Origin of the sequence: Hydrogenophaga sp. R2 (genome assembly GCF_049843595.1) — a bacterium.
GTDB lineage: Bacteria > Pseudomonadota > Gammaproteobacteria > Burkholderiales > Burkholderiaceae_C > Hydrogenophaga.
Genome location: NZ_JBBHZN010000004.1, coordinates 38957 through 57540, shown reverse-complemented (window position 1 = coordinate 57540; position 18584 = coordinate 38957). Strand labels below are relative to the sequence as shown.

Below are 18584 nucleotides of genomic sequence, written 5' to 3'. Positions count from 1 at the left end.
CCCTGTGCCGACTTGACCCCACCCATCGCGTCAATCGCTTCGCTGAACCGGAAAACCCAGGCTGGTGGTTTCGCGCACCCGCACATCCAGGCGGATCTGGCCATCGCCGACCACCGTCCAGGGCAGCGGCAGGGTGTCGTTGCGCACCGTCACGGCCCGCGGCCCGGGGCCGACGAACGGGAACTCGAAGCGGCCCTGGTCGTCGGTGCGTACCGAGTACCGGTTGTCCAGGAACACGGTGACGCCCGGCACGCCCTTCTCGCTGGCCTCCTGCACGCCGCTGCGGTTGGCATCGAAGAACACGGTGCCGCGCACCGTGCCGCCGCCTTCGTTGGGCTTGCCGCCCAGGGGCACATCGCGGCTGCCGGCGGTGTCCTCGAAGCGCAGCAGGATGAAGAACGAGCGGTCGGCCACGGTGGTGATGGGGTCCGGCGGCGGGGCCAGCGGGTCCAGGATCAGCACCTGGCGGGCGCGACCGATCAGCCGGTTGTAGTAGCCCTCCACGCTCCAGCGCGCCGACAGGCGCCAGCTTGCTCCGAGGTTGAGGGCGTAGCGCTCCTGGCCGCTGGACGAATGCTCGGACTGGAAATTGCCGCGCAGGCTGGCCAGGCGCGTCAGCGGCACGGTGCCCGACATGGCCAGCGAGACGAAGCGCTCGGCCGCAGAACCGGACAGGGCATCGGCCGCCTGATGGCCCACGCCCAGCGACGTGCCGAACTGGGCGCCCTTGGGCACCGGCCATTCCTGGTCCAGCGTGACCTGCCGCCGCCCGGGCTGGTTGTCGCCGCCGGCCAGCTCCAGCCGGGCACCGGCCACACCCAGGGCATTGACGGAACGCCAGTCCAGGTAATGCGACCAGTCGCGCCCGCCCAGGCTGCGCAAGGCGGTGCCCACCCCCACGTTGTCGGTGGCCGACAGGCGCCAGCGGGTGTTGCCGGTGAGGTAGAAGCCGCGCCGACGGTTGCCTTCGATGTCCTGCAGCAGGTCCAGCGAGCCGTCGGCGCTCCACTGGCGGGAGCGCCAGGCGGTGCGGGCGAACACGCCCTGCAGGTTGCTGGCCAGCGGCTTCTCGGCCCAGCTCAGACCCGGGTCGAAGCGGTAGGCACCGCCGCCGTGGCGCCAGGGGCCTTCGTCGAGTTCGCCGTCCACCCACCAGCCCTGCGCCACCCCGCCGGCGCTGCGGGTGTCGAGCCACTGTCCCTGCACGCGGCGGCGTCCGTCCTGCGATTCATGGCGCACGGCAGCCAGTCGGCTGTCGGCATCGGCGGTGAGGCCCGAGCCGAACCCCTGGAACGGCTGCACGCCCCGCGCCGACTCCTGCTGCCAGGCCAGGGTGAAGCCCGGCAGGCGCAGGCTCAGCGGATCGGCCGGCCCATCGCCCAGGCGCCACTGTCCAGCCAGCCGGGTGCGGCGCCCGGGGAGCTGGCGGAATCCCTCGGCCGGCAGCACTTCCAGAAAGCCGGGCTGGCCGGTGCTGGCCTGCAGCAGCCAGCGGCCATCGGCCTGACGCCAGTCGGTGCTGGCACCCCGGATCACCGAAGCCGGCACGAACACCCGCGACGGCAGGTTCAGGATGGACGGGGCCGGTTGATCGATCACCCCGAGTTCGTTGCTGACCAGCCAGCCGCCGTCCAGGGGCAGGTTGCGCTGGCGCAGCGCCAGGGTGGACAGGCTGGAGCCGGGCGTGATGCTGCCGTCGACCGACAGGCTGCCGTGGTTGGGTGTCTCGATCAGGCCGAACACGCTGTAGCCCAGCCGGGCCCGGCGCTCGGGATCGAAGGGCTGGGTGCCCAGGCGGGCATCCAGGCGCAGGAAGCGCGGCCAGCCTTCGGCGTTGTAGGGGGCTTCGTTCAGATCGGCGGCCACCGGTTCGGCCGGCAGCCCCTCGATCTCGCGGTCGATGTAGGGCGACGGGTCGGCCCGGGCCACCAGCGTGACCAGCAGCCCCAGCGCGCACAGCCCGGCAGCGCCCGTGCGGCTGCCGGTCATGGGGCGAAACGCTGGTCCACGCGCAGCCGCTCGGTGCCCGATTCCAGCTGGCCGGTCACCTGCAGCGGGTAGGTCAGTGCGGGCGGCGTTGCACCCTCTTCGACCACCGGCAGCAGCGGCACGGTGCGGCTGTCACCGGGAAGCACCGGTATGTCGGCCGGGGCGAGTTCAAAGCGGCGGCCCGAGGCATCGCGCGCGTCCAGAAAACCCAGCAGGCGGCCGTGGGCCGCGCCGTCGTTGCGCACGGTGATCACCGGCACCGGCTGGCCATTGAACGGGCGCACACCCGCCGGTGTCAGGCTGAGGCGTGGCTTGGCGCCACCGACGGCGGCATACACGATCACGCCGATGCGGCCACTGACCGGGAAGTTCAGCGTGCCATCCAGCCGGGCGGGCTCGATGCCTTCGATCATCAGGGCGAAGCGGCATTCGCCGGGCGGGGTGTCCGGCGGCACCTCGATCTCGAAGCGGTAACGGAACCGGGCACCGGGCTCCACCGAGATCTCGCGCCGCTCGATGGCCACCCAGGGGCGGCAGCTGCCCGGCAGCAGCGAGTCGTTGAACATCACCGAGTTGTCCGGCAGGAAGGTCCAGTCGGCGGTGTGGATGCGGAAGCGCCCGGTGCGGTTGCCGGCGTGCTGGATCTCCACCACCTCGCGCAGGCGCTGGCCGGGCTGGATCTGCAGCTCGAAACGGGGCGGGGTGACATAGGCCGAAAATCCCTGCGCCGCAGCGGGCGCCCCCGCCAGGGAGGCCAGCGACAGCAGCAGGCACGACAGGGGCCGGAGTCCGGCGGGAAGCCACGGGGACATCAGGGCGTCTCGAGTTCGAAATGGAAGTTCAGGCGGCGCGCCGGGCTGTCCCAGTCGGGCGAGGCGCGCAGCCGCACGGCCAGCTGGTCGCTCAGCGCCGCGGGCAGCGAGCCGGCGTACACCAGGGTGCGCTCGCCCGAGAGCACACGCCCGGCCAGCAGCCGCCCCTGGGTGGTCCAGCTGGCCTCCACCACCGAGGTGCTGTCGCGGGCCAGCACCATGTACACCCGGCCGGACTGGCCGGCCCAGGCCGCCGTGTCCACCCGCACATTCACCCGCACCCAGGCTTCCATGGAGCCGGCCGGACCGGCGGCGCCCTGCAAGGGGCGCCACTGCATCTGCACGTTGGGCGGCACGGTGTGGGTGAGCGAGTCGTCCAGCCGCACCGGGCTGGCCAGAGCGGTCGTGCAGACGGCCACCAGGCCGATCAGGGAGCACCAGCGCTTCATGGCGTGGACAGCGTGTAGGTCACCACGCCGGTGTAGGTGCCGGCGGCGCGGATGGCCGAGTTGGCATAACGGAAAGTGTGGCAGTTCTCGATGAAGGTGTTGGGCGGCACGCTGGCCAGCCGCTGCTGCCCGCCCGAGAAGGTGCCGGCCGGGATGATGCCCGGCACCGAGCTGCCGGGGGCCGAGACGGTCCAGCTGATCTCGTTGATGGGAATGGTGTCGCCGGCAGCGCTCACCAGGCTGGCCGGTGCGCTCACGTTCAGGACGGCCTGCCCCTGGCTGTTGCCGTTGCGGCGGTAGGACGCGCCGATCAGCACCTGGGTGGAGGGCGTGGGACAGGTCGCGTAGTTGTCGCCCGACAGGCTGTTGGACTGCAGACCGCTGTTGGTCATGACCTTGGGGTTGCGGGCCAGCAGCTCGGCCGGCGTGAGGTTGGCCGTGACCTGGTCGATGGTGCCGTTGTTGGCATTGGCGGAGCCGGTGCCCACATGCAGGAACACCCGCGACGAGGCCGCGGCCACCGCCAAGCTCCAGGCCGAAGCCGGCAGGGCGGTGCAGACACCCAGCAGGCCGAGCACCAGCCCGGGCCAGGAGGGCCGGACCGCGGGTGCACGGCGGCGCATGGCATGCCGCTGCCTCATGAACATGGGTGATGCGAAGCGGGGATGAACGCGTCGGGGCCGCAGGCGGCCGCTCAGGGCATGGCGGCGGTGTAGATCACGCGCGAGCTGGCCGTTCCGCCGTAGGTACCGGCCGGCGGCGTGACGGTGTTGGCGTACGAGAAGGTCCAGTTGGCGCTGCGGTCGGTGACCTTGCCGGTGCTGGGCGTCACGTTGACGGTGGCGCCGGCGCCGGTGTCGGGAATCACGGGTGCCGGCAGGGTGGCCTGGCTGGAGGTGGCGGTGATCTGGGTCCAGGGGATCGTGTCGCCGGCGCCGTTGGCCAGCGGGCCGGTGGTGGAGGCGCTGAGCGTGATGTTGCCGTTGTTGCCCACCACGCGCACCGGCACCACGTTGCCGGTGATCTGGTTGGCGGCCGTGCCCTGGCCCACGGCCTGCGGGTTGTTGGTGTAGTTGAAGGTGACCGAATCCACCGTGGTGTCGTTGGTCAGGCCGGTGCTGCCGGTGCCCACGCCCAGGAAAAGCACGCGCGGAATGACCACGCTCACACCCAGCCGTGCGGTGGCGGTGGCGGTGTTGCCCACGACCAGCTGGGACTCGGCCATGGACACCATGGGAACCGACAGGGCCAGGACGGTGGCAGTCTGGAGCAGCAGGGAGTTCTTCACGGGGACGATCCTTTCAACGACGTCGGGAAATTCTGAGTTCTTTGGGATTAATCAGAACGGGTGGGGGTATTTGCGAGTGTAGGGTCTGACGGATTGATGACAAGGGTTGCCGTGCCAAAAAACGCACACGATTCAAAGGGTTGCCGTGATTTTTTGAACCAGCGGTCGATGTCGGGGCTTGAGCGGTTGAGCAAAGGCTCAAGTTCCGGCGTTGCCTGCCGAATCTCCACTTTCGTATTCATCCTTTGTTCATGTTTTGTGGACCGGGAACTCGGTCGGCCACCCACCCTCACACCCGCCATGTCACCCACCGCCACCCCCCTCATCGAGGCCGACGGACTGCGCATGCAGTACCCGATCGGCGACCGCACCGTCCCTGTATTGCGCGACGTGAGCCTGCGCATCGACGCGGGCAGCCGCGTGGCCATCGCCGGTCCGTCCGGCTCGGGCAAGACCTCGCTGCTGCTGCTGCTCAGCGGGCTGGAGCGCCCGGCGGCCGGCCGCATCCGCATCGACGGCGTCGACCTGGGCAGCCTGGATGCCGACGGCCTGGCCGATCTGCGCCGCGAGCGCATCGGCATCGTGTTCCAGAGCTTTCACCTGCTGCCCAGCCTGAGCGCGCTGGACAACGCCGCCCTGCCGCTGCGCATGGCGGGCGACCCGAATGCCCGCGAAGCGGCTGCCGCCCTGCTGCGGCGGGTGGGACTGGGCGACCGGCTGCAGCACCGGCCCAGCGAACTCTCGGGCGGCGAGCAGCAACGGGTGGCCATTGCGCGGGCCCTGGTGCACCGCCCGCGCCTGCTGCTGGCCGACGAGCCCACCGGCAACCTGGACGGCGACACCGCCACCGCGGTGCGGGAACTGCTGTTCGACCTGAACCGCGAACGGGGAACCACCCTGGTGCTGGTCACCCACGACATGGATTTCGCGGCCCGGTGCGACCGGGTGCTGCGCCTGCACGAAGGCCGACTGCACGAAGGCCGACTGCACGAAGGCCGTTCACACGAGACCGCACCGGATGCCGCCCATGCCCTTCCTGCTTGAGCTGGCCTGGCGCGACCTGCGCGCCGGCGGCAAGCCGCTGCGGGTGCTGGTGGCCTGCCTGTGGCTGGGCGTGGCGCTGGTGGCGGCTGGCGGTGGCCTGTACCGCCAGGTGGCCGACGGCCTGCGCGACGACGCCCGCACCCTGTTCGGTGGCGATGTGGAGGTGGCCGCGACCGAACCCCTGCCTGAGGCGGCCCTGGCCTGGATGCAGTCGCGCGGCACCGTCTCGCGGGTGCTGGAGCTGCGCACCATGCTGCGCACCGAGGCCGGCCGCTCGCAGCTGGTGGAGCTGGTGAGTGCGGACTCTGCCTACCCGCTGTACGGATCGGTGGTGCTGTCGGGCACCGCGGACCGGTCGGTCGATCTGGCGCAGGCCCTGGCCCTGCAGGGCGGGCAGCACACGGTGGCGCTCGACGCCGCCCTGGCCACCCGGCTGGGCCTGCGGCCCGGCGACCGCGTGCTGCTGGGCGATGCCGACCTGGTGGTGGCCGCGCTGGTGCAGCGCCAGCCCGACCGCAGCCTGCGGGCCGACTGGGGTGCCGCGCCGGTGCTGCTGTCGGAGGCAGCGCTGAAGGCCACCGGCCTGGTGCAGCCGCTCAGCCGCATCGACCACCTCTACCGCGTCCGCATCGCGCCCGGGAGTGCGCCGGGCGCTGCGGCATGGCGCGATGCCTTCATCTCCGCCCACCCCGGCATCGCGGCCGAGGTGCGCAGCTTCGACGAACGCAGCGACCGCATGGCCGAGGTGCTGGGGCAGATCGGATCGGGCCTGCTGCTGATCGGCTTCACCGCCTTGTTCATTGGCGGCCTGGGGGTGTTCAACAGCGTGCAGACCTGGCTGCAGGGCCGGCTGGCGGTGCTGGCCACGCTGCGCGCCGTGGGCCTGCGCGATGCGCGGCTGGCGGGTTTCGTGCTGCTGCAGATCGCGCTGCTGGCGGCGCTGGCCAGTGCCGGTGGGGCCCTGACCGGTCTGGCCCTGGCCGCCTCGGCCGGGCACCTGTCGGCGCTGCCGCTGGCGTCCGGATCGGGGGCGATGGGCATTCAGTGGCGCAGCCTGTGGCAGCCGGGCCTGCTGGCCCTGGCCTTCGGCGTGCTGACCGCACTCACCTTCGCGCTGCCGGCCCTGGGGCGGGCGCTGTCGGTGTCGCCGGCCGTGCTGTTCCGGGGGGTGCAGGCGGCCGCCCTGGCCACGCCCCGGCGCACCCGGCTCCTCACGCTGCTGGCCGGCGCCGCGCTGGTGCTGCTGCTGGTGGCGAGCCTGCCCGACCCGCGCTTCGGGCTGGCCTTTGCCGCCACCACCGCGGCCGTGCTGCTGCTGCTCGACGGGCTCACCCGGGTGCTGCGGCGCCTGGCCCAGCGGCTGGAACAACGGCCGGGCCTGCCCTTGCCGCTGCAGCTGGCGCTGGCCGGCCTGCAGCAGCCGCACTCGCCGCTGCGCACCGCCCTGCTCTCGCTGGGCTCGGCACTCACGCTGCTGGTGGCCTGCACGCTGGTGGTGGCCAGCCTGCTGCGCACGCTGAACGAGGTGGTGCCGCAGCAGGCGCCTGCGCTGGTGATGCACGACGTGCAGACCGAGCAGCTGCCGCTGCTGCGCGAGACCCTGGCCGGCACGCCGGGCACGCAGGCGGTGCGCACCGCGCCGCTGGTGCTGGGTCGCCTGGTGGCCGTCAATGGCACCGAGCTGCGGCAGGACGGCGCCGACCGCGCGCGCGAGTCGCTGGACGAACACAAGCTCAGCGACCGCAGCGGCAATTTCGACGACGTGGTCATCGACCGGGGCGCCTGGTGGCCTGCCGATCACCGGGGCGAGGCGCTGGTGGCCATGGAAGACCGCGAGGCCGACGGTCTGGGCCTGCGGGTGGGCGACCGGCTGCGCTTCGAGATCATGGGCACACCGGTGGAGGCCACGCTCAGCGCCATCTACAGCCAGCGGCGGCTGCAGTCGCGCCTGTGGCTGGAGGCCATCTTCAGCGATGGTGTGCTCGATCCCTTCATCACCCGCCATGTGGGTGCGGCCTGGATGCCACCCGAACAGGCCGTGGCCGCGCAGGACCGACTGGCCCGGGTGGCGCCCAACATCGCCAGCGCCCGCACCGAAGCCCTGCTGCAGGAAAGCCGGCGCCTGCTGGGGCGGGCCGGCGCCGGGCTGGCCCTGGTGGCCGGCGTGTGCCTGGCCGCCAGCCTGCTGGTGCTGGCCAGCGTGGTGGCCGCCAGCCGCAGCCGGCAGGTGTTCGAGGCCACCGTCATGCACGCCCTGGGTGCCCGCCATGCCCTGCTGCGCCAGGTGCTGCGCTGGGAATACGGGGTGCTGGCGCTGGTGACCGCCGGCTTTGCCTGGCTTGCCGGCAGCCTGCTGGCCACGGCACTGCTGCACTGGCAGCTCGACACCCGGCCCACCGGCCTGTACTGGACCGGCCTGCTCACCGTGCTGCTGGTGGGCGGCGCGAGCCTGTTCAGCGGCGCCCGCTACCTGTCGGCCCGGCTGCGCCTGAGCCCGGCGCTGCTGCTGCGCTCCGGCGGTTGAAGCACTGCGGCTAGCATCGGCCCATGGAGTTCCTCAAGACCCTGGGCCTGTTCATGGCCACGGCCGTGGCCGAGATCGTGGGCTGCTACCTGCCGTGGCTGTGGCTCAAGGAAGGCAGGTCGGCCTGGCTGCTGGTGCCGGCAGCGGCCAGCCTGGCGCTGTTTGCCTGGCTGCTCACCCTGCACCCCACGGCAGCCGGACGGGTGTATGCCGCCTACGGTGGCGTGTACATCGGTGTGGCCATCGTCTGGCTGTGGCTGGTGGACGGCGTGCGCCCCAGCCCCACCGACTGGCTGGGGCTGGCGGTGTGCCTGGTGGGCGTGGCCATCATCATGGCCGGCGCGCGCGTCGGCCGCTGAGGCGGTCCGCAGAGGACGGGGACCGGCGTCAAGAAACCGTCACAATGCCGCCCGACACTTCAACATTCATTGAACTATTGGAGGTTTCAGCATGAAGGTCGGCATCAACGGCATGGGACGCATCGGGCGTCTGGCACTGCGGGCGGCCATGGGCGCGGCCGAACGCCCGGCAGACGACCCGCGCGCCGGTCACCGGCTCGACGTGGTGGCGGTGAACGAGATCCAGGGCGGCGCCGCCACCACCGCGCACCTGCTGGCCTTCGATACGGTGCAGGGCCGCTGGCGCGCCGACATCCACGCCGAGGACACCGACGCCCTGTGCATCGATGGCCACCGCATCGCCTTCAGCGAACATCCGAAACCGGCCGACATTCCCTGGGGCGACCTGGGCGTGGAAGTGGTGCTGGAGTGCACCGGCAAGTTCCTCACGCCCGAGGTGCTGCAAGGCCATCTGGACCGGGGCGCGAAGCGGGTGATCGTGGCCGCACCGGTGAAGGTGGGGGACGTGCTCAACGTGGTGGTGGGCGTGAACCACACGCAGTACGACCCGGCGCGGCACCGCATCGTCACCGCCGCCAGCTGCACCACCAACTGCCTGGCCCCGGTGGTGAAGGTGGTGCACGAGCACCTGGGCATCCGCCACGGCCAGATCACCACCATCCACGACCCGACCAACACCAACCGGGTGGTGGATGCGCCGCACAAGGACCTGCGCCGCGCCCGCAGCGCCATGACTAGCCTGGCCCCCACCACCACCGGCAGCGCCACGGCCATTGCGCTCATCTACCCCGAGCTCAAGGGCAGGCTCGACGGGCATGCGGTGCGTGCCCCGGTGCTCAATGCCTCGCTCACCGACTGCGTGTTCGAGCTGCAGCGGCCCACCACCGCCGACGAGGTCAATGCGCTGTTCAAGGCAGCGTCCGAAACCTGCCTGGCCGGCATCCTGGGCTTCGAGGAACGCCCGCTGGTGAGCGCCGATTACGCCCGCGACACGCGCAGCTCCATCGTGGATGCCCTGTCCACCCTGGTCACCGACGGCACCCTGCTCAAGGTCTATGCCTGGTATGACAACGAGATGGGCTACGCCTGCCGCATGGTCGATCTGGCCTGCCACCTGGAACAGTCCGGCCTCTGACATGCACAGCGCCACCCGCCACTACGCCATCGTCACCGCCGCCTACTGGGGCTTCACGCTCACCGACGGCGCCCTGCGCATGCTGGTGCTGCTGCACTTTCACCAGCTGGGCTACTCGCCGTTCACGCTGGCCTTCCTGTTCCTGCTCTACGAGGCCGCCGGCGTGCTGGCCAACCTGGTGGGTGGGTGGCTGGCCACGCGCTACGGCATCACCCGCATGCTGACCGTGGGACTGAGCACGCAGATCCTGGGCTTCGGGCTGCTGTCGATGCTCGACCCGGGCTGGACCGCCACGCTGTCGGTGGCCTGGGTGGTGCTGTCGCAAGGGGTGTGTGGTGTGGCCAAGGACCTGACCAAGACCGCCAGCAAATCGGCCATCAAGGTGACGCAGGCAGCGGCCCAGGCGCAGGACAACGGCCAGCTGTTCCGGTGGGTGGCCTGGTTCACCGGCAGCAAGAACGCCATGAAGGGCGTGGGCTTCTTCCTGGGCGGGCTGCTGCTGCAGACGCTGGGTTTTCAGGGGTCGCTGTGGCTGATGGCGGGCCTGCTGGCCACCGTGCTGCTGGGCGTGGTCACCTCGCTGCCCACCCTCATGGGCCAGAGCAAGGCGTCCAGGTCGGCGCGCGAACTGTTTGCCAAGAGTGCCGGCATCAACCAGCTGGCCGCTGCCCGCGTGGTGCTCTTCGGTGCGCGCGATGTGTGGTTCGTGGTGGGTGTGCCGGTGTTCCTGTATGCGCAGGGCTGGACCTTCACCATGGTGGGGGGCTTTCTGGCGGCCTGGACCATCGGCTACGGGCTGGTGCAGGCCCTGGCCCCGAAGATCGTGCGCCGCAGCGCCGACGGCCTGAGCACCGAGGTGCCGGCGGCCCGCTGGTGGTCGGCCCTGCTGGCGCTGGTGCCGCTGGGCCTGGCCGGCGCCGTGCTGCTGCAGCTGCCCCACCTGGAGTGGGTGGTGGTGGCCGGGCTGGGCCTGTTCGGCGTGGCCTTTGCGGTGAATTCGTCGGTGCACTCCTACCTGGTGCTGGCCTATGCCGGCAGCGAGAAGGCGGCCGAAGACGTGGGCTTCTACTACGCGGCCAATGCGCTGGGCCGCTTCACCGGCACGCTGCTCTCCGGCCTGCTCTACCAGTGGGGCGGCCTGCTGTATGCCCTGCTGGGCTCGGCGGCCATGCTGGCGCTGTGCTGGCTGGCCACCCTGAAACTGCCCGAGGAGGCGACATGAACGAACCCGAAGTGGTGAAGGCCCTGGGCGCCCTGGCGCAGGAAACGCGGCTCAAGCTGTTCCGCCTGCTGGTGGTGGCCGGCCCCGACGGACTGAACCCGGGCCAGATGGCCGAACGGCTGGAGGTGGCCCCCACCGGCCTGTCCTTCCACCTCAAGGAACTCAGCCACGCCGGCCTGGTGAGCGCCGAGCGGGACGGCAGGAACCTGATCTACCGCGCCGAGTTTCAAGCCATGGACCAGCTGCTGGGTTTTCTCACGGCGGAGTGTTGCCAGGGGAAGGGGTGTCAGGTGTCGAAAAACCGGTAACTTGCCTCGCCGCCAGGGGTACCAAGAGATCGAAAAATATCCACCACTATCAGTGATTGGATAAAATATCCGCTTTCGGATAATTCAAGATAATCCGCATGATCGCATACCACCGGACCGCACTGGCGCAGCACATCGTGCAGGCGCTGCAAGGGAAGGCCCTGTTGGGCGATGCGCACAACGGCCTGTTCCTGGCTGCGCCGCGCCGCACGGGCAAAAGCACGTTCCTCCAGGGTGATCTGGCCCCTGCTTTGCGGCAGGCCGGTGTGGAGGTGGTGTACGTGGATCTGTGGGCCGATACCCGCCGCGATCCCGGCAACCTGATCGCCGAAGCCATTGCCCAGGCCCTGCAGTCACACCTGGGAATGGTGGCCCGCGCCGCCAGGAAGGCTGGCGTCAAGAGCGTGAAGGTGGCCGGCACCCTGGACATCGATACCACGAGGATCGGCCAGGTCGATGGTCTGACGCTGGTAGACGCCTTGCGCAGCCTGCAGCAGGCAGCCGGCCGGCCAGTGGCGTTGATCATCGACGAGGCCCAGCACGCCCTGACCAGCGAAGCCGGTGAAGTGGCCATGACGGCGCTGAAATCGGCGCGTGACCAGATGAACCAGCCTGGGTCGGTGAACCTGATGCTGGTGATGTCGGGCTCTGACCGCGACAAGCTGTTGCGACTGGTGGTCAGCGCGGGGGCCCCCTTCTATGGCTCGCAGATTCAGCCGCTGCCACTGCTGGACACCGACTTCATTGCCCACGTAGCCCATCTGGTGGAAGCGCAGCGGCCCGATCTGGTGCCGGTGGATCGTGCCGCGTTACAGGCCGCGTTTGCCGCTTTCGGCCACCGGCCGCAGTTCTTCATGGCGGCCATGGGGGCGGTGCTCAGTCCGCTGTCAGGACACACCGGACCTTTCGAGTCCGCACTGCAGCAGGCTGCCCGGGACCAGCAGGCGCAGGACGAGGCGCAGATGGAGTCGGACTACCTGGGTCTCAAGCCGACCGAGCAAGCGGTGCTGTGGCGCATGCTGGATCAGGGACCCCGTTTTCGACCTTATGACGCAGCAGCACTTCGCTTCTACCGCGAAAAGCTGGGTCGCCCGATGAGCGCGCAGCAGGCGCAGAAGGCACTCGAGTCGCTGCGCCAGCGCACACCCGCCCTGGTGTGGAAGTCGGCCAGAGGCGAGTACGCCGTGGAGGATGCAGCCATGCACCGCTGGTACGAAGCTCGGGTGGCAGCTGCCCACTGGCCGCCGTTGTCAATGCAAGGCAGCCTGGGGCTTGACGACGATTGAGTAGAACTCACCGCACCTTGATGACCACCTTGCCCTTGGCCCGTCCGCCGTCCACGTAGGCCAGGGCTTCGTTGGTGGCTTCGAAGTCGAAGACCCGGTCCACCACGGGCCGTATGGCCCCGGCCTCGATCAGCGTGGCCAGGTGCCTGAGCTGCTCTCCGCTGGGCCGCATGAACAGGAAGCTGTAGTCCACGCTGCGCGCCCTGGCCCGGCGGCGCACACCGGCGCTCAGGCCGCGCATGGCCCAGCGCATGAACCAGGGTGCACCGATGTCGCGGGCGAACGCCGGGTCGGGCGGCCCGGAGATGGAGATCAGCTGACCCCCGGGTCTGAGCACGCGCAGCGACTTCTCCAGCGCGGTCGCATCCTGGCTGTGCAGCACCACGTCCTGGTCGCGCAGCAGGTCTTCGAAGTCCTGGCTGCGGTAGTCGATGACCGTGTCGGCCCCCAGCTCCTTCAGCAGCGCCGTGCTGGCGGCACTGGCCGTGGTGGCCACGGTGGCGCCCAGCTGCTGGGCGAGCTGGATGGCCAGGGTGCCCACCCCGCCGGAGCCCGCCTGGATGAACACGCTCTGGCCCGACCGGAGTCGGGCCTTCTCCACCAGGGCCTGCCAGGCGGTCAGCCCCACCAGCGGGACCGATGCGGCACGCTCCATGGAGATGCCCCGTGGCTTGAGCGCCAGGGACGACGCCTTGACCGGCACGAACTCGGCAAAGGTGCCGATGCGCAAGTCGTCGACCCGCGCATACACCTCGTCGCCCTCGCGAAAGCCCCGCGCTGCCGGACCCACACGGCACACCACACCGGCCACGTCGTGGCCCAGCGCGGTGGGCAGCCGGTACGGCAGGATGGCCTTGAACTCGCCGTGGCGGATCTTGGCGTCCAGCACATTCACGCTGGCGGCATGCACCTCCACCAGCACCTCGTCGTCGTGCAGCGGGGGCACGGGCACATCGGACAGGGTCAGGGCTTGCCGGCGGCCGTAGCGTTCCAGAACGAAGGCGCGCATGCGGACTCCATGCTCAGGCCGCAGCCGGCGCATCGAACACCATGCAGGTGGTGGTGGCGTGGGCGTAGATCTTCCCGTCCGGCCCCACGATGCGGCCCTCGGCCGTGGCCACCTGACGGCCCACATGGATCACCCGGCCCTCGGCCCGCACCAGGGGCACCGCGTCGGTCAGTGCCCGGATCATGTTGACCTTGAGCTCCAGCGTGGTGTAGCCCTTGCCGGCGGGCAGCGTGGTGTGCACCGCACAGCCGAGTGCCGAATCGAGCAGGGTGCAGTACCAGCCACCGTGCACCGTGCCCAGCGGGTTGTAGTGCCGCAGCTTGGGCTGCCCCTGAAAGACGGCCATGCCGTGCTCGGTGTGCACCGGGATGAAGTCCATGGTGTCGCCGATGGGTGGGGCCGGCAGTTCGCCGGCAAAGATCGCCTCGAACACCTGCATGCCGGTCATGCCGGCGGTCTTGTGCCGGGGCACCGCGCCCACGCCGGCCAGGCGGCTGCGCACCGATCGCTCGTCCTGCTGCCACTGCGCCAGGGTGTCCTGTTGATTCATGCGATGTTCCTTTTAATTGCATATGCAACTGTTGCATCTACAATCTATCACATGAAAACCGCTGTTGCTCCACAAGGCTGCACCAATCTCAAGCTGCGACAGCTCGGTCGCATGGTGAACCGGCATTACGACCAGTACCTGTCGACCGTGGGCCTCAAGGGCACGCAGTACGCCCTGCTCTCATGCGTGGTGAAGCTGGGGCCCTTGCGGCCGGGCGATCTGGCGCGCCAGCTGCAGATGGATGCGTCCACCCTGTCGCGCAACCTGCAACCCATGGTGGCGCAGGGCTGGCTGTCGGTGGGCGCGGGCGACGATGCACGCAGCCGCCGGGTGGAAGCCACCCCCGCTGGCGTGGCCTTGCGCGCCGAGGCCCAGCGGGCCTGGAAGGCCGCACAGACCGCCCTCAACCAGCGCCTGGGGCTGGCGCAGGTGGCGGCCCTGCACGACCTGCTGGATGCCAGCATCGGCCTCCTGGACGACAGCCGTGACGCCGCCACCCCGCGCTGACGCGCACGGCCGGCTGCAGGGCCTGCTGCTGCTGTTGCTGGCCAGCCTCGCGGCGCTGGGCGCCCTGGCCACCAACATCATCCTGCCCAGCTTTCCCCACATGGCGCAGGACCTGGGCACGTCGGTCAAGGACCTCAGCGCCACACTGGCCAGCTTCTTCATGGCGTTCGCGCTGGGCCAGCTGATGGTGGGACCGCTGTCCGACCGTTTCGGGCGCCGGTGGCTGGTGCTGGGCGGGCTGGCCGTGTTCGTGACGGGCAGCGTCATCTGCGCCGTGGCCGGCAACCTGCCCCAGCTCATCGTGGGGCGCACCATCCAGGCCCTGGGGGTGTGCGCCACCTCGGTGCTGTCCCGGGCCATCGCCCGCGACCTGTTCGAGGGTGAAGCGCTGGCACGTGCCCTGGCGCTGATCATGGTGGCCATGGCCGCAGCACCCGGGTTCTCGCCCCTGCTGGGCGGCGCCTGGGAAGCCCTCATGGGATGGCGCGCCACGTTCTGGCTGCTGGCCGTCCTGGCCGTTGCGCTGGCTGTCCTCTACATGGTGCGCCTGGGCGAGACCCACACCGCCGACCGGCGCTCGGCGATATCCCCCACCGCCATCGCCGGCACCTACCTGCAGCTGCTGGGCAACCGCCGCTTCATCGCGCCGGCCATGTCGGTGAGCTGGGTCATCGGCTCGCTGTACCTGTTCTTCTCGATGGCGCCAGCCATCCTCATGACCGGCTTCGGCTTCTCGGCGCTGGAGCTGTCGGTGTTCTTTGCATCCACGGTGTTCGTGGTGTTCGGTGCCGGTTTCCTGGCGCCCCGCTGGGCACGCCGCAGCGGACAGATGCCGGTGGCACGCGCCGGCATCCTCATTGCCCTGGCCGGTGGCCTGGCGCTGTGGGCCGGGCACGACAACGTGTACCTCTTCTCGGCCGCCATGACGGTGTTCCTGCTCGGCATGGGCCTGATCAACCCGCTGGGCACCGCGCTGACCCTGCAGCCCTTCGGGCATCAGGCGGGGGCAGCGTCGGCCCTGCTGGGGTTCCTGCAGATGGGGTGCGCGGCGGTGTCGATTGCGGTGGCGGCGGCGCTGCCGCTGTCGGTGTACGACGGCTTCTGTGCGGTGCTCGGCTTCAATCTGGCGGGGGCGTGGCTGGTGTTCGGGCGGGTGGAACGCTCCTGTGAACCCGAAAAATGAGGTCTGTCGAAGTCTGTAGACGGGACTTGCAGCAAGAAGAATCCCGGATCGCCTGTCGGGGCAGCTTGACCTGCGCATCACGTCTCACAGGTGAGACCGGAGGTCTGTCGGCACCGGATACAACTCTCGGGTAATCGCCTTGTGGCTCCTCACCACGTGACGGACCCTGGCACGCGGCCAGGAGACGGACATGCGAACAGCATGGCCGGGCTCTCCGTGTAAAAACGCACACCCTCTTGTTGCAAAGCTGGCACTTGAAGCACGGACAAGTGACAGCGCAAACCACAGACTCCGGTCAGCATTCACCACCAAAAACGCTGACCCAACGGCGGCTTGCCATCGCCATGAGAACTGAACGGGAGGGATCCATCGTGTCTTTACCACTGGGCTTCAAGGCTTTGCTCTGCTCGACGCTGTGCGCGGTCACGCTGCTGTCGGGCTGCGCCACCAACAGCATGACCGGGCGTACACAGATGACCCTGGTGAGCGACGAACAGGTGAGCCGGCAAAGCCTGAGCTACTACAGCGCCATGGTGGGCGATTACCGCAAGAAGGAGAAGGTGGTCGAGAAAGGACCGGTCAAGGACCGCATCACGCAGATCACGAACCGGCTCATTGCACAAGCGGTTCTCTACCGGCCTGCTGCTGCCCAATGGGACTGGCGTGTGACGGTGATCGACGACCCGGAAACGGTCAACGCGTTCTGCATGCCGGGCGGCCTGATGGCCATCTACACCGGCTTCATCGAGAAGCTGGATGCCACCGATGACGAGATAGCCCAGGTCATGGGCCATGAGATCGGCCATGCGCTGGCAGGGCATGGGGCGGAGAAGATGTCGATGCAGATGACCACGAACCTGGCCGTGCTGGTCATTGCAGCGGCTACAGCCCAGAACGCCCAGGACATGCAGAACCGGCACGCCGCCATGACGGTGGGAGCGCTCGCCTTCGTCAACCGGCCCAACGACCGGCTGACCGAACACGAGGCCGACCGCATCGGCATTGAGCTGGCGGCCCGCGCCGGTTACGACCCTGCAGCCGCGGTGACCCTCTGGGAAAAGATGGGCAAGCTCAGTGGAAACAGACCCGCCAGCTTTCTGTCCACCCACCCCTCCAGCGACCAACGCGCCAGGACGCTTGCCGACATGCAGGAACCGATGCGCAAGCTGCAGATCACGGCCCTGGCGCCGACCTCGGCAGAGGGCTCCGGTCATCCACACGACTGGCTCCATGCCCCCAAGGACACCCGGCCCGTCATCGACGCGTCCAGGGCGATCGCCCTCTACTCGCCGCAGTGGGAGGCGTTTGCGAATGGCCGACTGGAGCTTCAGGGGAACAACGTGCCGGGCTTTATGCTGAAACAACGCAGGTTGCGGGAGTTTCACCAGCAGCAGCAATGGCGAGACCTGGCATCCGCCGTGATGGATGTGGACCACAAGCTCGACCTCAGCTACCACTACCTCAGCTTCGCTGCAAAAGGGCTGGGGCACGAGGCGGCGAGCCTGCATTACATGGAACGGGCCAGGCAGTTGAGCGAGAACAAGGACACCTCCTGCACGGGTAGCTTCGTCATCTCCTGTCTCGACAAACAAAGCCCCTGATTCGCCGGGAGGCCTCCGCTTCGGGGGCTTCCGCTCCAGACATGGCGGATACCTGAGGCGTTCCTCTGGAGGTCTGGCGGCAAGGTTTGAGCATGATTCACACATCCGATACACACAACGGGCCCGCATGCTAGTCGTCAACGCCAACTCCCGAGATGTTTCTCTCGGCTTCTTCATTGCCGCAGCACTCGGGGCACTTGTCACTGCTTACCAGCTGTACGAAACACGCCAGGTGGGTGACCTTCGCGAAATCGCGGGGATTTCGGAGCGGCATGCGGCTCGAAGAGGAGCCGAGGTGCCTTTTGTCGGTGACGGCTACTCAGGACGTTGCGAGATACCCGGCTGCAAAAACATCCACAAGTGGGCTCGGGTAACCCACACAACCGCCGTTGCCCAGGTGGACGAAGCCGGCAAGATCCTGGGGCTTCGCGTCGGAGGCATCGACATGTTGACCGCTGAAGATGTCGCCGATTGGCGCCGGCACCTCTGGCTCCGCTTTCTGGGGTTACTGGTTCTCGCTGGTACGTCATTGGTGTTCTTCGGGAGATTCGATCGAGCCAAGCGCAACAGCGAGCTCGGCACGGTCCAAGGCTCCCTCTCATCCGTTGAAACCGTGTTCGATGAAGAGCCCGGCTATCTGTATTTCCAGACCTGGGAATCAGAAAGAGCTGATCAGACTCGGATCGAGCACTTTTATGTCACTGTGCGACTGCACTCGGGAATCACCGGCGACATCGAGCCGAGGATGCCCGCAGCCATGTCGGTCACCGAGCTTGAGAACTACTCGCCCGAGCTGTTCGAACGGCTGGTCAAGGGCTACTTCGGCTTCAACGAGCCATTGAGCGGCATCGCTTTCGACAAAGAGGCCAAGCTGGCCTTCCTGAGAGCATTGGCGCCTTTGCCCCAGATGGCGACATGCCACCGACTCGTGGCCAAAAACGGTCGATTGATGCTGCAGATGTCCCGCCTCTTCCAGGGGGACGATGGGCGCTTCCGACAGCCCAAGGAGGTTGTTCTTGAGCGATCGCGCATCGCTCTGGAAGCACTCGCAACGGACTGGGCGAAGCGGGTACTGCCCGGCATGGACTTGCAGCGAGTGCCTGTTATTGATGAGGCCGCGTAAGACTGTCTCGCCCCACCCAACTGGCCATCTGGCCATGCCGGAGATATAGAGGGGCCAGAATCACCTTAGTTTGGCGATGAGAATGTCAGCCTTCGGCCACGAGCGGACGGCCGGCTGGTTGCCGAACAACGGCCACTCGGCAGTTACCTGCCCGGGGACCTGCCGTCGGCTCGCCGACCTTCTACCGCCGAACTG

General features: G+C 68.8%; 18 protein-coding genes. 11 read left to right on the top strand and 7 right to left on the bottom strand.

Annotated features, from left to right (window positions below; genetic code table 11):
- Positions 1-30 precede the first annotated feature (30 nt).
- Genes WD026_RS13695 through WD026_RS13675 form a run of 5 tightly spaced genes read right to left on the bottom strand, consistent with a single transcriptional unit; the run spans position 31 to position 4538 of the window.
- A complete protein-coding gene (locus WD026_RS13695; RefSeq protein WP_425724217.1) occupies positions 31-1989 on the bottom strand; it encodes an SdrD B-like domain-containing protein in 1959 nt (652 codons plus the stop codon).
- Positions 1986-2801: a hypothetical protein gene (locus tag WD026_RS13690; protein ID WP_425724216.1), complete on the bottom strand. Its 816-nt coding sequence runs from the start codon at positions 2799-2801 to the stop codon at positions 1986-1988. The genes WD026_RS13695 and WD026_RS13690 overlap by 4 nt, the downstream gene beginning before the upstream one ends.
- Entirely contained in the window at positions 2801-3250 is a 450-nt protein-coding gene (locus WD026_RS13685; protein ID WP_425724215.1) for a hypothetical protein, read from the bottom strand. The genes WD026_RS13690 and WD026_RS13685 overlap by 1 nt, the downstream gene beginning before the upstream one ends.
- Entirely contained in the window at positions 3247-3891 is a 645-nt protein-coding gene (locus WD026_RS13680; RefSeq protein WP_425724214.1) for a hypothetical protein, read from the bottom strand. Before WD026_RS13680 ends, WD026_RS13685 begins: the two co-directional genes overlap by 4 nt.
- A 53-nt stretch (positions 3892-3944) precedes the next feature.
- Entirely contained in the window at positions 3945-4538 is a 594-nt protein-coding gene (locus tag WD026_RS13675) for a hypothetical protein (protein ID WP_425724213.1), read from the bottom strand.
- 300 nt (positions 4539-4838) lie between these two features.
- Here WD026_RS13675 and WD026_RS13670 point away from each other — a divergent pair, with 300 nt between their 5' ends.
- The 7 genes from WD026_RS13670 to WD026_RS13640 all read left to right on the top strand — a co-directional run bounded on the left by WD026_RS13670 (position 4839) and on the right by WD026_RS13640 (position 12416).
- Positions 4839-5582: an ABC transporter ATP-binding protein gene (locus WD026_RS13670; RefSeq protein WP_425724212.1), complete on the top strand. Its 744-nt coding sequence runs from the start codon at positions 4839-4841 to the stop codon at positions 5580-5582.
- Positions 5566-8106, top strand: coding sequence for an ABC transporter permease (locus WD026_RS13665; RefSeq protein ID WP_425724211.1), 2541 nt, complete (start codon positions 5566-5568; stop codon positions 8104-8106). The genes WD026_RS13670 and WD026_RS13665 overlap by 17 nt, the downstream gene beginning before the upstream one ends.
- A 23-nt stretch (positions 8107-8129) precedes the next feature.
- Positions 8130-8465 carry a YnfA family protein gene (locus WD026_RS13660; RefSeq protein ID WP_425724210.1) on the top strand — a complete coding sequence of 112 codons (336 nt, stop codon included), beginning with the start codon at positions 8130-8132 and terminating at the stop codon, positions 8463-8465.
- A gap of 91 nt (positions 8466-8556) precedes the next feature.
- Positions 8557-9600, top strand: a complete 1044-nt coding sequence (locus WD026_RS13655; RefSeq protein ID WP_425724209.1) for an ArsJ-associated glyceraldehyde-3-phosphate dehydrogenase — start codon at positions 8557-8559, stop codon at positions 9598-9600.
- Between the two features lies 1 nt (position 9601).
- Positions 9602-10822 (top strand): organoarsenical effux MFS transporter ArsJ, encoded by a 1221-nt coding sequence (gene arsJ, locus WD026_RS13650; RefSeq protein ID WP_425724208.1) that lies wholly within the window; start codon positions 9602-9604, stop codon positions 10820-10822.
- Positions 10819-11130 (top strand): ArsR/SmtB family transcription factor, encoded by a 312-nt coding sequence (locus WD026_RS13645; RefSeq protein ID WP_425724207.1) that lies wholly within the window; start codon positions 10819-10821, stop codon positions 11128-11130. Before arsJ ends, WD026_RS13645 begins: the two co-directional genes overlap by 4 nt.
- A 98-nt stretch (positions 11131-11228) precedes the next feature.
- A complete protein-coding gene (locus WD026_RS13640) occupies positions 11229-12416 on the top strand; it encodes an AAA family ATPase (protein ID WP_425724206.1) in 1188 nt (395 codons plus the stop codon).
- A gap of 7 nt (positions 12417-12423) precedes the next feature.
- Here the strand turns inward: WD026_RS13640 and WD026_RS13635 are convergent, their stop codons facing one another.
- Both WD026_RS13635 and WD026_RS13630 read right to left on the bottom strand, forming a co-directional pair.
- Positions 12424-13425, bottom strand: coding sequence for an NADP-dependent oxidoreductase (locus WD026_RS13635; protein ID WP_425724205.1), 1002 nt, complete (start codon positions 13423-13425; stop codon positions 12424-12426).
- Between the two features lie 13 nt (positions 13426-13438).
- Positions 13439-13975 (bottom strand): PaaI family thioesterase, encoded by a 537-nt coding sequence (locus tag WD026_RS13630; RefSeq protein ID WP_425724204.1) that lies wholly within the window; start codon positions 13973-13975, stop codon positions 13439-13441.
- Between the two features lie 51 nt (positions 13976-14026).
- Here WD026_RS13630 and WD026_RS13625 point away from each other — a divergent pair, with 51 nt between their 5' ends.
- The 4 genes from WD026_RS13625 (at position 14027) to WD026_RS13610 (ending at position 18389) form a co-directional block, all read left to right on the top strand.
- Entirely contained in the window at positions 14027-14482 is a 456-nt protein-coding gene (locus WD026_RS13625) for a MarR family winged helix-turn-helix transcriptional regulator (RefSeq protein ID WP_425724203.1), read from the top strand.
- Complete coding sequence (locus tag WD026_RS13620) at positions 14460-15665, top strand: multidrug effflux MFS transporter (RefSeq protein ID WP_425724202.1); 1206 nt, start codon at positions 14460-14462, stop codon at positions 15663-15665. The genes WD026_RS13625 and WD026_RS13620 overlap by 23 nt, the downstream gene beginning before the upstream one ends.
- Positions 15666-15919: 254 nt before the next feature.
- Complete coding sequence (locus WD026_RS13615; protein WP_425724201.1) at positions 15920-17266, top strand: M48 family metallopeptidase; 1347 nt, start codon at positions 15920-15922, stop codon at positions 17264-17266.
- Positions 17267-17393: 127 nt separating this feature from the next.
- On the top strand, positions 17394-18389 hold the full coding sequence (locus WD026_RS13610; protein WP_425724200.1) for a hypothetical protein: 996 nt from the start codon (positions 17394-17396) through the stop codon (positions 18387-18389).
- Positions 18390-18584 lie beyond the last annotated feature (195 nt).